Source organism: Pseudomonas sp. NBRC 100443, assembly GCF_030268185.1.
In the GTDB taxonomy this organism is placed as follows: Bacteria; Pseudomonadota; Gammaproteobacteria; order Pseudomonadales; family Pseudomonadaceae; genus Pseudomonas; species Pseudomonas citronellolis.
In genome coordinates this window covers 150323-162919 of record NZ_BSQE01000016.1, presented here as the reverse complement: position 1 = coordinate 162919, position 12597 = coordinate 150323, and the positions used below count along the sequence as shown (strand labels likewise).

Below are 12597 nucleotides of genomic sequence, written 5' to 3'. Positions count from 1 at the left end.
GATACCCATCGATGCCGGTGGTGATGGGTATCGCAAGCTCAACCCATCCTACGGAGCTGTTTCGTTCACACGGCGTTATGGCTCTTCAGCCAGCCCAGCCCCGCCTCGGTGGTGGTGGCCGGCTTGTACTCGCAGCCGATCCAGCCCTGGTAGCCGATGCGGTCCAGGTGGCCGAACAGGAAGCGGTAGTTGATCTCGCCGGTGCCCGGTTCGTGGCGGCCGGGGTTGTCGGCCAGCTGGATGTGGTTGATGGCCGCCAGGTTCTTCTCCATGGTCCGGGCCAGGTCGCCTTCCATGATCTGCATGTGGTAGATGTCGTACTGCAGGAACAGGTTGGGGCTGCCGACCTTCTCGCGCACGTCCAGCGCCTGCTGGGTGGTCTGCAGGTAGAAGCCGGGGATATCGATCGTGTTGATCATCTCCATGACCAGCTTGATGCCCGCGGCCTCGAGCTTCTCGGCGGCGTACTCCAGGTTGTTCAGGAAGGTGTTCTCGATGGTGGCGCAGTCGTAGCCCTGCGGGCGAATGCCGGCCAGGCAGTTGACCTGCTTGTTGCCCAGCACCTTGGCGTAGGCGATGGCCTTGTCGACGCCGGCGCGGAATTCCTCGACGCGGTCGGGGTGGCAGGCGATGCCGCGTTCGCCCTTGCCCCAGTCGCCGGCGGGCAGGTTGAACAGCACCTGCTCCAGGCCGTTCTCCTGCAGCTTGGCCTTGATGACCTCGGCTTCGAAGTCGTAGGGGAAGAGGTATTCGACGCCGCTGAAACCGGCCTTGGCGGCGGCTTCGAAGCGGTCGAGGAAGTCCACCTCGGTGAAGAGCATGGACAGGTTGGCGCAGAAACGGGGCATGTCGGGGCCTCCTGGTGATGAAACACGTATTTCCGTAAGGGGTGGGCCCCGCCGTGCGCAGGCTGTGGTTTTCCCTGCCACGGCTCCCGCGCACGCGGGGCCCGGTACTTCGTCAGTCCAGTAGCGAGATGGCCGTGGGCGCGTCGTCGCGGCTCTGGGCCAGCTCCTCGAACTCGTTGATGGCGTTGATCTCGGTGCCCATGGCGATGTTGGTCACGCGCTCCAGGATCACTTCCACCACCACCGGTACGCGGTGCTGTTGCATCAGTTCGCGGGCCTGGGCGAAGGCCGCGCCGATCTGGTTCGGGTCGAACACGCGGATCGCCTTGCAGCCGAGGCCTTCCACCACGGCGACGTGGTCCACGCCGTAGCCGTTGAGTTCCGGCGCGTTGACGTTGTCGAACGCCAGCTGCACGCAGTAGTCGATCTCGAAGCCGCGCTGGGCCTGGCGGATCAGCCCCAGGTAGGAGTTGTTCACCAGCACGTGGATGTACGGCAGGTTGAACTGCGCGCCGGCGGCCAGCTCCTCGATCATGAACTGGAAGTCGTAGTCGCCGGACAGCGCCACCACCTGGCGGCTCGGGTCGGCCTTGACCACGCCCAGGGCCGCGGGGATGGTCCAGCCCAGCGGGCCGGCCTGGCCGCAGTTGATCCAGTGGCGCGGCTTGTAGACGTGGAGGAACTGCGCGCCAGCGATCTGCGACAGACCGATGGTGCTGACATAGCAGGTGTCCTTGCCGAAGAACTCGTTCATCTCCTCGTACACGCGCTGCGGCTTGACCGGCACGTTGTCGAAGTGGGTCTTGCGCTGCAGGGTGCGCTTGCGTTCGCGGCAGGCTTCGGCCCAGGCGCTGCGGTCCTTGAGCTTGCCGGCGGCTTTCCACTCGCGGGCCACTTCGAGGAAGGCGTCCAGCGCGGCGCCAGCGTCGGAAACGATGCCCAGGTCCGGGGTGAACACGCGGCCGATCTGGGTGGGTTCGATGTCCACGTGGATGAACTTGCGGCCGGCGGTGTAGACGTCCACGGAACCGGTGTGGCGGTTGGCCCAGCGGTTGCCGATGCCGAACACCAGGTCGGACTCCAGCAGGGTGGCGTTGCCATAGCGGTGCGAGGTCTGCAGGCCGCACATGCCGGCCATCAGCGGGTGGTCGTCGGGGATGGTGCCCCAGCCCATCAGGGTCGGGATCACCGGCACGCCGAGCAGTTCGGCGAATTCCACCAGCCTGGTCGAGGCATCGGCGTTGATGATGCCGCCGCCGGCGACCAGCAGCGGGCGCTCGGCGTCGTTGAGCAGGGCCAGGGCCTTCTCGGCCTGGGCGCGGGTGGCGCTCGGACGGTGCACCGGCAGCGGCTCGTAGGCGTCGATGTCGAACTCGATCTCGGCCATCTGCACGTCGAACGGCAGGTCGATCAGCACCGGGCCGGGGCGGCCGCTGCGCATTTCGAAGAAGGCCTTCTGGAAGGCGTAGGGCACCTGGCCCGGCTCCAGCACGGTGGTGGCCCATTTGGTCACCGGCTTGACGATGCTGGTGATGTCCACGGCCTGGAAGTCTTCCTTGTGCATCCGCGCACGCGGCGCCTGGCCGGTGATGCAGAGGATCGGGATGGAGTCGGCGGAGGCCGAGTACAGGCCGGTGACCATGTCGGTGCCGGCCGGGCCCGAGGTGCCGATGCACACGCCGATGTTGCCGGCGCTGGTGCGGGTGTAGCCTTCGGCCATGTGCGAGGCGCCCTCGACGTGGCGGGCCAGCACGTGGTCGATGCCGCCGAGCTTCTTCATCGCCGCGTACATGGGGTTGATGGCGGCGCCCGGCACGCCGAAGGCGGTGTCCACGCCTTCGCGGCGCATGACCAGGACGGCCGCCTCGATCGCTCTCATTTTGGCCATGACCTTTCCTCTTGAGTCGGTGGTTTTCTTGTTGGGGCCAAGGATGCCGGCTGTGCCAAAGCGACGGAATTGATGGATACTTCAGTTCTGTCGATATCTGGAGTATCGAATGGACCGCTATACCCTCATCCGCAGTTTCGTCCTGGTAGCGGACAACGGCAGCTTCGCCTCGGCGGCGCTCAGCGAAGGCGTGACGCCGGTGGTCATGGGCCGGCGCCTCGATGCGCTGGAGCAGCACCTGGGCGTGAAGCTGATGCACCGCTCGACCCGCGGCCTGCAGCTGACCGACCTCGGCGAGCAGTACCTGGAGCGCGCGCGCAGCCTGCTCAAGGACTTCGACGAGGCCGACGCCAGCGTCGCCCGCGGCGGCACCTCGGTGCGCGGGCACCTGGTGGTGTCGGCCCCGGCGGCCTTCGGCCGGCGCCACATCGCGCCCCACGCGCCGGCCTTCCTGGAGCGCTTCCCGGACCTGAAGCTGTCGTTCAACTTCACCGACAGCCTGGTGGACCTGGTGCGCCAGGGCTACGACATGGGCATCCGCATCGGCGAGGTCACCGACCCCAACTACGTGGCGGTGAAGCTGTTCCCCAACCGCCGGGTGGTCTGCGGCGCGCCCTCGTACTTCGAGCTGCACGGCGTGCCGCGCACTCTGGAAGACCTGGCGCGGCACAACTGCCTGGCCTTCAACCTGCAGGGTGGCCAGCAGCGCGGCTGGACCTTCCTGCGCGACGGCCGGCAGGTGGCGGTGCGGGTGTCCGGCAACCTCGACTGCAACGACGGCGAGTTGCTCTACGACTGGGTCAAGCAGGGCCTGGGCATCGGCTGGCGCTCCACCTGGGAGATCCAGGCCGAGCTCAAGGCCGGCGAGCTGGTGACGGTGCTCGACGAGTACGAGATTCCCGCCTACGACATCCAGGCGGTGTACCCGCAGCAGCGCTACCTGCCGGCCAAGGTGCGCTTTTTCATCGACTACCTGAAGGCCATCTACAACACCCCGGGGTACTGGGAAACCCGGCATCCTTGAGCGGCTGATTCGATACTGGCGTTGTATTTTTTTGTTTTTGTTGTTGTGTACAAAATGTCGCAGGATTGTATTTAATCGTTGCGTCCGGGGTTGCCTTCGGCTATTCCATCAAGGGCTTTGCAACGCCGCGCCGTTTTTCGGAAAAGGGCGCGGGCGAACGTCTCATCCCTTTGCGAGGAACCCCTCATGAGCGAAATCAACCTGGATACCGCCCTGGCCATCACCCACGGCGCCCTGGCCGCCGGCCGCGAACTGTCCACCGCGCCGCTGACCGTAGCGGTGCTCGACGCCGGCGGCCACCTGGTGGCCCTGCAGCGCGAGGATGGCGCCAGCCTGCTGCGCCCGCAGGTGGCCATCGGCAAGGCCTGGGGCGCGGTGGCCCTGGGCAAGTCCTCGCGCGCCCTGGCCGCCGACGCCCAGCAGCGCCCGTCGTTCATCGCCGCGGTGAACACCCTGGCCCAGGGCAACGTAGTGCCGGCGCCGGGCGGCGTGCTAATCCGCGACACGAGCAATCGGGTAATCGGCGCCATCGGCATCAGCGGCGACGCCTCGGACATCGACGAGCAATGCGCCATCCGCGGCATCCAGGCCGCCGGCCTGGTGGCCGACGCGGGGTAGGGTGAAAAGGGGCTGAACCCGGAGCGGCCGGATGCGAGGGCCAAACGGCGGATAACGCCTTAGGCGTTATGCGCCCTACAGCGGCAACGGCCGCATGCGGCCGCTGGCCTTGGCCGGCTCGCCGGCGTCCGGCGCGGTGCCGCGCAGCACCAAGCGGGTGATGGTCTCGGCGGCGGCCTCGAAGTCGGCATCGCTGAGGCTGTCCTTGCCGGTGACCATGGAAATCTGCCAGTCGAAGTCGGCGTAGGTCTGGGTCGCCGCCCAGATGGTGAACAGCAGGTGGTGCGGGTCCACCGGGGCCAATAGGCCGCGGTCGATCCAGCTCTGCAGGCAGGCGATGTTGCGCTGGGCCTGGGCGTTCAGCTCGTCCAGGTATTCCCTGGGCAGGTGCGGCGCGCCGTGCATCAGCTCGCTGGCGAACACCTTGGAGGCGTGCGGCAGCTCCTGGGAGATGCGCACCTTGGAGCGGATGTAGGCCTTGAGCGCCTCGGCCGGCTCGTCGTCCTCGCGGAACGGCGCGGAAGCCTGCAGCAGCGGCTCCACCACGCTTTCCAGCACGCAGCGGTAGAGGTTTTCCTTGGACTGGAAGTAGTAGTAGACGTTGGGCTTGGGCAGCCCGGCGCGCGCCGCGATGTCGCTGGTCTTGGTGGCGGCGAAGCCCTTTTCGGCGAACTCTTCGCTGGCGGCGCGGAGGATCAGGCGTCGGTTGCGTTCGCGAATGCTGGTCATGGTCTGCTGGGTCTTCTTGTGCGCGGGTAGCCCATGGCTGGGCCGGCGATGGTAGCACCGGCTCCGCGGGCCTCTCAAGCAAGGGCCTGGCGGCTGAAGTTGACCCGCGGTTCAGGTTTTCTGTAGAGTCTGCCGGACCCCGGTGCCGCCACGGCGCCCGGCCTTCCAAGAGCTCGCCGCCATGTCCGACAGCCAACTGGTCGACCCCTTCGGCCGCCGCATCACCTACCTGCGCCTGTCGGTGACCGACCGTTGCGACTTCCGCTGCACCTACTGCATGAGCGAAGACATGCAGTTCCTGCCGCGCGACCAGGTGCTGAGCCTGGAAGAACTCTACACGGTGGCCGACGCCTTCATCGCCCTGGGCGTGCGGCGCATCCGCATCACCGGCGGCGAGCCGCTGGTGCGCAAGGGCCTGAGCTCGCTGCTGGCGCGGCTCGGCGCGCGCCCCGAACTGGAAGACCTGGCGATCACCAGCAACGGCTCGCAACTGGCCGGCCGCGCGGCCGAGCTGCGCGCCGCCGGCGTGCGCCGACTGAACATCAGCCTGGACTCGCTGCGCCGCGAACGCTTCGCCGCCTTCACCCGCAGCGACCGCCTGCCCCAGGTGCTGGCAGGGATAGAGGCTGCGCGGGCAGCGGGTTTCGAGCGCATCAAGCTCAACTGCGTGGTGCAGAAGGGGCGCAACGACGACGAGGTCTGCGAACTGGTGGAGTACGCGCTGGCCCGCGGGCTGGACATCAGCTTCATCGAGGAGATGCCGCTGGGCAGCATCAGCAGCCACGACCGCGCGCAGACGCTGTGCAGCAGCGACGAGGTGCGCGCCCGCCTGGCCGAACACTGGCAACTGACGCCCAGCCTGGAGCGCAGCGGCGGCCCCTCGCGCTACTACCGCGTCGACGGGCTGCCCAGCCGCATCGGCTTCATCTCGCCGCACAGCCACAACTTCTGCGGCGACTGCAACCGCGTGCGCGTCACCGCCGAGGGCAAGCTGGTGCTTTGCCTCGGCCACGAAGGCGCGCTGGACTTGCGCCAACTGCTGCGCAGCCACCCCGGCGACGGTGCCCGGCTGCGCGCGGCGCTGGTCGAGGCGCTGCAGCTCAAGCCGCAGCGCCATCACTTCGACGCCGCCGAGCAGGTCCAGGTGCTGCGCTTCATGAGCATGACTGGCGGCTGAACGGAAGGCGGCAGTTCCTGCTTGGCAACTGACGGGGCCTTCCGTCAGCCGCAGGCTTTCCCTAGAATCACGCGGCCGATGTGCTGCGAGGCTGATGTGAGCGAGAGTCAACTGCGAATTCCACTGGGCGACTGCTGCCTGGTCTGCGAGGGTTTCCGCCAGCGGGTGGCGGGGCGGCCGTCGCTGGAAGTCGACGGCGATCTGCTCTGGGCCTTGGAGCACAGCAGCTGGCAGCCGCTGGCGGTGACGCTGGAACCGCTGGCCGACGGCGCCCGGGTCCGCCCGCTGCCGCTGGAGCGCCAGGCCGCCTTCGATGCGCCGCGGGCGCTGGACTGGCGCGACGACGAGGTGCGGATCGCCTGCCTGCCCGCCGTGCGCGATGCCCGGGCACTGCTCGACTGGTGCCGGGCGCGCTGGCCGGGGGCGGCCTTCGGCGCGCAGGCGCTCGATGCCCGGGCCTATGCCTGGGGCCGCCTGCTGCGCCTGGACTGCCGGCGCGCCGGGCTGGCCGTGGCCGGCCACGAGCATTTCCTGCTGCCCCATGCCTACCCTTGCGTGTACCTCGGCCACCTGGCCCTGGACTGGCGACGCTTGCGCTTCGAACCAAACGCCTGACGCCGTGATCTGAACAGAAGGTGCCTCGTTCGGCGACGGCGCCCGGGCTTTGCTTGTGCAACCGTGCTTGGCGGCGCGGAACCTCCGGCTTTCCCCGGCGGTCTGCTAGCGCGTCAAAGTGGAGGAGACCCAGAATGACAATCACAAAACGGGTAAGGCGCCTGGCGGCCGTGCTGGTGCTGGCGCAGTTGGGCGTGGTGGCCGAGGTGCCCCTGGCGCAGGCGGCCATGGTGGGCACCGGCGAGGTGCTGCAGGCGCAACAGCAGCACGTCGACCGCGAGCAGCTGCTGCGCATGCTCGATGACCAGGGCGTGCAGAAGAAGCTGCAATCCATGGGCGTGGAGCGCAGCCAGGTCGAGCAGCGCATCAAGAGCCTGTCCAACGAGGAGCTGGCGCAGTTCAACCAGCAACTGGATCAGGCGCCGGCCGGTGGCATCATCGGCATCATCATTCTGTTCCTGCTGATCTTCATCATCACCGACATGCTCTGCATCACGCATATCTTCACCTTCGTGCGGTGCCAGCGTTGAGGCACGCCGCCGCTGCCGTGGCCCTGGCCGCGCTGCTGCTCGGCGGCTGCGCCACGGCGCCGCGGTTGCCGGCGGAGGTCGACGCGCTGCCACGGCGCGTCGAGCTTTCCGCGGTGCAGTTCTTCCCGCAGCAGCAATACCAGTGCGGCCCGGCGGCGCTCGCCACCGTGCTCAACCAGCGCGGCGTGCGGGTGACGCCGAACCAGTTGAAGGAGCGGGTGTTCCTGCCGCAGCGCCAGGGCAGCCTGCAGGTCGAGCTGGTGGCCGCGGCGCGCGAGCGGGGCCTGCTGGTCTACCCGCTGCGCCCGCGCCTGGAGGACGTGCTCAAGGAAGTGGCCGCCGGCAACCCGGTGCTGGTGCTGCAGAACAACGGCCTGGACTGGTTGCCGATGTGGCATTACGCCGTGGTGGTCGGCTACGACCGCGACCGCCACGAACTGGTGCTGCGCTCCGGCATCACCCAGCGCCTGGTGATCGACTTCACCGCGTTCGACGTCACCTGGCGGCGCAGCGGGCGCTGGGCGGTGCTGACGCTGCCGGCCGACCGGCTGCCAGCCAGCGTCGAACCGACGCGCTGGCTGCGCGCGGCCCACGACCTGGAGGAAACCGGGCAACAGGCCCTCGCCGACCAGGCCTACCGCACCGCCACCCGGGCCTGGCCGCAGGAGCCGCTGGGCTGGTTCGCCCTGGCCAACGCCCGCTACGCCGCCGGCGACCTGGGCGAGGCCGAAGCGGCGCTGCGCCACAGCGTGGCCGCGCGGCCGGATTTCGCCGCCGCCTGGTACAACCTGGCCAACGTCATGGCCGAACGCGGCTGCGCCGAGCAGGCCCGCGCCCCGGCGAGCTGCGCGCACCAGCTGGCGCCGACGGATGCGCGTTTCCTCCAGGCGCCCCAGGCGGCACCGGTGGCTGCCGGGCAATGCAGCGCCGCGCCGGCCTGCCCCGTGCGCTGAGGCGCAGCGGGGCATTTTCTTTGAACCGCTGCGCTTGATCGCCGGCCTAAGTTGCATCCCTTGATGAGGTGCAACCCATGGCCAGCGACAAGCAGCAGCCGGCACGCGATACCGCCGGCAAGGGCGATACCGCGGACGATCTTTCCGCCGAGGAGCGCCGCAAGGTCGAGAAGGCCCAGCCACCCCGGGCGCTGGTGCTGCATGAGGTGATCCGCCTGCAGGGCAACCATGAGCTGGAGCGCACCCTGGCGGCGCTCTGGTGGTCGGCCCTGGCCGCCGGGCTGACCATCGGCCTGTCGTTGATGGCCATGGGGCTGTTCCGCGCCAAGCTGCCGGAGCACGACAGCGCGGCCATCGTCACCAGCCTGGGCTACCCGGTGGGCTTCCTCGCCATCATCCTCGCCCGCCAGCAGCTGTTCACCGAGAACACCCTCACCGCGGTGCTGCCGCTGATGAGCGAGCCGACCCTGCGCAAGGCTGGGCAGTTGTTGCGGCTATGGGGCGTGGTGTTGCTGGGCAACGTTGTCGGCGCGCTGCTGTTCGCCTACGCCATGCTGCACCTGCCGATCTTCGATGCGAAGACCGACCAGGCTTTCCTCGAGATCGGCCGCGAAGTCATGGAGAACGACGGCTGGCAGATGTTCTCCCGCGGCATCGTCTCCGGCTGGATGATCGCCACCATGGTCTGGCTGGTGCCGGCGGCGGAGAGCGCCAAGGTGTGGATCATCATCCTGGTCACCTACCTGATGTCGCTGGGCAGCTTCAGCCACATCGTGGTCGGCACCTGCGAGGTCGGCTACCTGATGTGGGCCGGCGAGCTGGGCTGGAAGGCCTTCCTGCTGGACTTCGCGCTGCCGACGCTGGCCGGCAACATCGTCGGCGGCAGCCTGATCTTCGCCCTGATCAGCCACGCGCAGATCCGCAGCGACAGCGGCGCGCCAACGAAAACGGCGCCCTAGGGCGCCGTCGTCGTCGTTCGCAGGGCGGGTTACACGCCCAGCTTGTCGCGCAGGTTGTAGTACCAGGCGCCGATCGCGGAGAACGGCACCTGGAACATGCGCCCGCCCGGGAAGGGGTAGTGCGGCAGGTCGGCGAAGGCGTCGAAACGCTCGGCCTGGCCGCGCAGGGCTTCGGCCAGCACCTTGCCGGCCAGGTGCGTGTAGGTGACGCCGTGGCCGCTGCAACCCTGGGAGTAGTAGATGTTGTCGCCGATCCGGCCGACCTGCGGCAGGCGCGAGAGGGTCAGCAGGAAGTTGCCGGTCCAGGCGAAGTCGATCTTCACGTTCTTCAGCTGCGGGAACACCTTGAGCATCTTCGGACGGATGATCGCCTCGATGTTCGACGGATCGCGGGCACCGTAGACCACGCCGCCACCGAAGATCAGGCGCTTGTCGCTGGTCAGGCGGTAGTAGTCGAGCAGGTAGTTGCAGTCCTCGACGCAGTAGTCCTGGGGCAGCAGGGTCTTGGCCAGCTCGTCGCCCAGCGGCTCGGTGGTGATCACCTGGGTGCCGCAGGGCATCGACTTGGACGCCAGTTCAGGGACCAGGCCGCCGAGGTAGGCATTGCCGGCGACCACCACGAACTTGGCCTTCACCCGGCCTTGCGGGGTATGCACCACCGGGTTGGCGCCACGCTCGATCTTCACCGCCGGGGACTGCTCGTGGATCACCCCGCCGAGGGATTCCACCGCCGCGGCTTCGCCCAGGGCGAGGTTCAGCGGGTGGATGTGGCCGCCGCTCATGTCGAGCATGCCGCCGACGTAGCTGTCGGTGGCCACGACTTCGCGGATGCGCTTGGCGTCCAACAGCTCCAGCTGGGTGTGGCCGAAGCGCTCCCAGAGCTTCTTCTGCGACTCCAGGTGGCCCATCTGCTTGGCGCTGAGGGCGGCGAACACGCCACCGTCCTTCAGGTCGCACTGGATGTCGTACTTGGCGATGCGCTCACGGATGATGCGGCCGCCCTCGAAGGCCATCTGGCCGAGCAGTTGCGCCTGCTTCGGGCCGACGGTGCGTTCGATGACGTCGATGTCGCGGCTGTAGCTGTTGACGATCTGGCCACCGTTGCGGCCGGATGCGCCGAAGCCGACCTTGGCGGCTTCCAGCACGGTCACCTTGAAGCCGTTCTCCAGCAGGAAGAGGGCGGTGGACAGGCCGGTGTAGCCCGCGCCGATGATGCACACGTCGGTTTCGGTCTCGCCCTTGAGTTCGGGGCGCGCAGGGACCGGATTGGCCGAGGCTGCATAGTAGGAAGTGGGATAAGAAGTGTGCGGCATATTGCACCTGTGTTTGTTATTTTTTACGAGATGGGCTGATGCTACCCGAGTCGAAATCACTCGGCTAGTGGCCGTGCAAAATTTTTTACGCAAGGACGAACATAAAAAAATTCCCTTTTTCAGGGGGTTAGCGAAAAAATGCTTGACGGTTCAACGCCTTCGCGTAGAATGCGCCCCCATCGCTAGGCACATAGCTCAGTTGGTTAGAGCACCACCTTGACATGGTGGGGGTCGTTGGTTCGAGTCCAATTGTGCCTACCAAATTCCCGCTTCGGCGGTAGCGAGAGGGCGATCTTAAGCGGTCGCCCTTTTCTTTAGGCACATAGCTCAGCTGGTTAGAGCACCACCTTGACATGGTGGGGGTCGTTGGTTCGAGTCCAATTGTGCCTACCAATTCACCGCTTCGGCGGTAGCAGAAAGGGCGATCCGAGAGGGTCGCCCTTTTTGTTTGCGCGCGATTTGGGCTGATCGCGGACGGAGTCCGCTCCTACCGCATGAGCGAGCATGGCTTTTTGTAGGATGGTGTTGAGCGAAGCGATACCCATCAGCGCAACCGCATGGGGTTCGCAAGCTCAACACCATCCTACGAAAAGCACCTCGGCGCGGCCCGCAGGAAAGCGCGGGCGTAGGAGCGGACTCCGTCCGCGATTGGATTCACCGGCCGCGCCGGGCGCCCCTGCGTGCTCAGCGGCGCTCGAAGCCGGGCCCGCCGCCATGGCCGCCACCGCCATGCCCGCCGCCTCCCGGCCCACCGAAGGGCGGGAAGAACGGCCAGCAGCCGGAGAGCGAGACGAGGGCGAGCAGCAGGGCGACTTTGGTCAATCTGGAAAGCATGGCGACACCAGGGTTGGAAAAATGGGCGCAAAGTAGACACGCCCGCACCGCGGGTGTCCCGAGAAACCTGGTATCGGCAGGGTAAGGTTTGTATCGGCGCCGATGCGTTCGTCCGGCGGCTCAGGCGGCGTTGGCGCTGTGCCTGAGGTCGGGGATCAGGGCGCGCAGCGCAGGGCGGGGCAGCGGACGGCCGGTGAAGTCGCCCTGGGCTAGGTGGCGGCCAGGCGCCGCTCCGGGGTGGCGACGATCGGCTGGTAGGCCAGGGGCAGTTCGCCGAATTGCAGCGCGCGGCTGGGTGTCCGCCACGCAGAGCACGCCCAGGGCGCGGCCGCTGGCGTCCTTGGATTTTTCGCTGCGCATCACGTATTCCCTCGTGGGCGTTGTCGGTCCCTGGCGTTGCGGGCGCATCGAGCGACGAATTGCCGGCCGGGGTTCAGCAGCCAATCGACGGCAATCGGTGTAGTTTGTCCGGCAAAAGTGCGGTGGCGTTTCGTGGCTACTGCTGGTCGGGAAGTGCGGGAGGCGTGGCATGAGTGGTGGGTGGGGCCGGGGGCTCGGGGTGTTTCTGCTGTGCGCGGCGAGTGGGTTGGCAACGGCCGCCGGGCTGGCGGAATGGCCGGAGGGCTGGCAGGTGACGCGTTCGCCCGAGGCGCCGGACGACGCTGCGGCGCTGCGCCGCGAGCGCGGCGTCAAGCTGGCGGCGGATGGCTCCCAGGCGCTGGTGGTGGAAATCACCCGCAGCCGCCTGGCCGAGGTGAAGGATGTGGATCTGCAGCGGGTGATCCTGCAGATGCGCAAGTCGCTGCAGGTCGACTTCCTGCGCCAGGGCTTCCAGGCGGCCTGCAGCAAGCCGCGGCAAGCTTCCCTTGGGGGCTTGGACGGCCTGGAGCTGGTCTGCTCGATCAGCCAGAACGGCAACGAGGCCATGAAGCAGGGTGTGCAGGTGGCGCTGGGCAGGGAGGCGGCCTATTCGCTGACCTATGCCGCGCCGGCGGCCGATTACCCGCAGCGACTTGCCGAGGTGGCGGCGCTCAAGGCTGGCCTGCGCCTGGAGTGAGCGGGCCGGAAATGAAAAAGCCCCGCATTCGCGGGGCTTTTCGTCGGGTGCC

Annotated in this window: 14 protein-coding genes and 2 tRNA genes; 10 read left to right on the top strand and 6 right to left on the bottom strand. The window is 67.6% G+C overall.

Going from position 1 to position 12597, the window contains the following annotated elements:
- Positions 1-65: 65 nt before the first annotated feature.
- Positions 66-848, bottom strand: a complete 783-nt coding sequence (gene hyi / locus QSJ95_RS20950) for a hydroxypyruvate isomerase (protein ID WP_116426004.1) — start codon at positions 846-848, stop codon at positions 66-68.
- Between the two features lie 112 nt (positions 849-960).
- A complete protein-coding gene (gene gcl, locus QSJ95_RS20945; RefSeq protein ID WP_285645068.1) occupies positions 961-2736 on the bottom strand; it encodes a glyoxylate carboligase in 1776 nt (591 codons plus the stop codon).
- A gap of 109 nt (positions 2737-2845) precedes the next feature.
- Here gcl and QSJ95_RS20940 point away from each other — a divergent pair, with 109 nt between their 5' ends.
- The gene (locus QSJ95_RS20940) at positions 2846-3760 is read left to right on the top strand and encodes a LysR family transcriptional regulator (RefSeq protein ID WP_058071223.1); all 915 of its coding nucleotides are present in this window, start codon (positions 2846-2848) and stop codon (positions 3758-3760) included.
- A 186-nt stretch (positions 3761-3946) separates the two neighbouring features.
- Positions 3947-4378 carry a GlcG/HbpS family heme-binding protein gene (locus tag QSJ95_RS20935; RefSeq protein ID WP_009616982.1) on the top strand — a complete coding sequence of 144 codons (432 nt, stop codon included), beginning with the start codon at positions 3947-3949 and terminating at the stop codon, positions 4376-4378.
- 75 nt (positions 4379-4453) lie between these two features.
- Here QSJ95_RS20935 and QSJ95_RS20930 read toward each other — a convergent pair whose 3' ends face one another.
- Complete coding sequence (locus tag QSJ95_RS20930) at positions 4454-5107, bottom strand: TetR/AcrR family transcriptional regulator (RefSeq protein ID WP_058490350.1); 654 nt, start codon at positions 5105-5107, stop codon at positions 4454-4456.
- Between the two features lie 181 nt (positions 5108-5288).
- On the opposite strand from QSJ95_RS20930, the gene moaA reads away from it, so the two are divergent.
- The 5 genes from moaA (at position 5289) to QSJ95_RS20905 (ending at position 9341) form a co-directional block, all read left to right on the top strand.
- The gene (moaA, locus tag QSJ95_RS20925; protein ID WP_285645059.1) at positions 5289-6284 is read left to right on the top strand and encodes a GTP 3',8-cyclase MoaA; all 996 of its coding nucleotides are present in this window, start codon (positions 5289-5291) and stop codon (positions 6282-6284) included.
- Between the two features lie 96 nt (positions 6285-6380).
- The gene (locus QSJ95_RS20920; protein WP_285645057.1) at positions 6381-6899 is read left to right on the top strand and encodes a hypothetical protein; all 519 of its coding nucleotides are present in this window, start codon (positions 6381-6383) and stop codon (positions 6897-6899) included.
- Between the two features lie 134 nt (positions 6900-7033).
- Positions 7034-7429: a PA2779 family protein gene (locus QSJ95_RS20915; protein ID WP_009616989.1), complete on the top strand. Its 396-nt coding sequence runs from the start codon at positions 7034-7036 to the stop codon at positions 7427-7429.
- Positions 7426-8382 carry a PA2778 family cysteine peptidase gene (locus QSJ95_RS20910; RefSeq protein ID WP_285645054.1) on the top strand — a complete coding sequence of 319 codons (957 nt, stop codon included), beginning with the start codon at positions 7426-7428 and terminating at the stop codon, positions 8380-8382. Before QSJ95_RS20915 ends, QSJ95_RS20910 begins: the two co-directional genes overlap by 4 nt.
- Before the next feature lie 77 nt (positions 8383-8459).
- Positions 8460-9341, top strand: coding sequence for a formate/nitrite transporter family protein (locus tag QSJ95_RS20905; RefSeq protein WP_285645052.1), 882 nt, complete (start codon positions 8460-8462; stop codon positions 9339-9341).
- 29 nt (positions 9342-9370) lie between these two features.
- On the opposite strand, the gene QSJ95_RS20900 is transcribed toward QSJ95_RS20905, so the two are convergent.
- Complete coding sequence (locus QSJ95_RS20900) at positions 9371-10654, bottom strand: NAD(P)/FAD-dependent oxidoreductase (RefSeq protein WP_285645050.1); 1284 nt, start codon at positions 10652-10654, stop codon at positions 9371-9373.
- 184 nt (positions 10655-10838) lie between these two features.
- On the opposite strand from QSJ95_RS20900, the gene QSJ95_RS20895 reads away from it, so the two are divergent.
- Both QSJ95_RS20895 and QSJ95_RS20890 read left to right on the top strand, forming a co-directional pair.
- Positions 10839-10915, top strand: a tRNA-Val gene (locus QSJ95_RS20895).
- A gap of 55 nt (positions 10916-10970) precedes the next feature.
- Positions 10971-11047 (top strand) — tRNA-Val (locus QSJ95_RS20890).
- A 291-nt stretch (positions 11048-11338) separates the two neighbouring features.
- Here QSJ95_RS20890 and QSJ95_RS20885 read toward each other — a convergent pair.
- Both QSJ95_RS20885 and QSJ95_RS20880 read right to left on the bottom strand, forming a co-directional pair.
- The gene (locus QSJ95_RS20885) at positions 11339-11488 is read right to left on the bottom strand and encodes a hypothetical protein (RefSeq protein WP_162839902.1); all 150 of its coding nucleotides are present in this window, start codon (positions 11486-11488) and stop codon (positions 11339-11341) included.
- 120 nt (positions 11489-11608) lie between these two features.
- Positions 11609-11848, bottom strand: a complete 240-nt coding sequence (locus QSJ95_RS20880) for a hypothetical protein (protein WP_285645047.1) — start codon at positions 11846-11848, stop codon at positions 11609-11611.
- Positions 11849-12017: 169 nt separating this feature from the next.
- On the opposite strand from QSJ95_RS20880, the gene QSJ95_RS20875 reads away from it, so the two are divergent.
- The gene (locus QSJ95_RS20875; protein WP_285645045.1) at positions 12018-12545 is read left to right on the top strand and encodes a DUF4946 domain-containing protein; all 528 of its coding nucleotides are present in this window, start codon (positions 12018-12020) and stop codon (positions 12543-12545) included.
- Positions 12546-12597 lie beyond the last annotated feature (52 nt).

Coding starts and splice junctions, on each gene's coding strand:
- QSJ95_RS20915 (WP_009616989.1), top strand. CDS start 7,034: ATGACAATCACAAAACGGGTAAGGCGCCTGGCGGCCGTGCTGGTGCTG.
- QSJ95_RS20905 (WP_285645052.1), top strand. CDS start 8,460: ATGGCCAGCGACAAGCAGCAGCCGGCACGCGATACCGCCGGCAAGGGC.
- QSJ95_RS20880 (WP_285645047.1), bottom strand. CDS start 11,848: ATGCGCAGCGAAAAATCCAAGGACGCCAGCGGCCGCGCCCTGGGCGTG.
- QSJ95_RS20885 (WP_162839902.1), bottom strand. CDS start 11,488: ATGCTTTCCAGATTGACCAAAGTCGCCCTGCTGCTCGCCCTCGTCTCG.
- QSJ95_RS20900 (WP_285645050.1), bottom strand. CDS start 10,654: ATGCCGCACACTTCTTATCCCACTTCCTACTATGCAGCCTCGGCCAAT.
- hyi (WP_116426004.1), bottom strand. CDS start 848: ATGCCCCGTTTCTGCGCCAACCTGTCCATGCTCTTCACCGAGGTGGAC.
- QSJ95_RS20935 (WP_009616982.1), top strand. CDS start 3,947: ATGAGCGAAATCAACCTGGATACCGCCCTGGCCATCACCCACGGCGCC.
- gcl (WP_285645068.1), bottom strand. CDS start 2,736: ATGGCCAAAATGAGAGCGATCGAGGCGGCCGTCCTGGTCATGCGCCGC.
- QSJ95_RS20930 (WP_058490350.1), bottom strand. CDS start 5,107: ATGACCAGCATTCGCGAACGCAACCGACGCCTGATCCTCCGCGCCGCC.
- moaA (WP_285645059.1), top strand. CDS start 5,289: ATGTCCGACAGCCAACTGGTCGACCCCTTCGGCCGCCGCATCACCTAC.
- QSJ95_RS20940 (WP_058071223.1), top strand. CDS start 2,846: ATGGACCGCTATACCCTCATCCGCAGTTTCGTCCTGGTAGCGGACAAC.
- QSJ95_RS20875 (WP_285645045.1), top strand. CDS start 12,018: ATGAGTGGTGGGTGGGGCCGGGGGCTCGGGGTGTTTCTGCTGTGCGCG.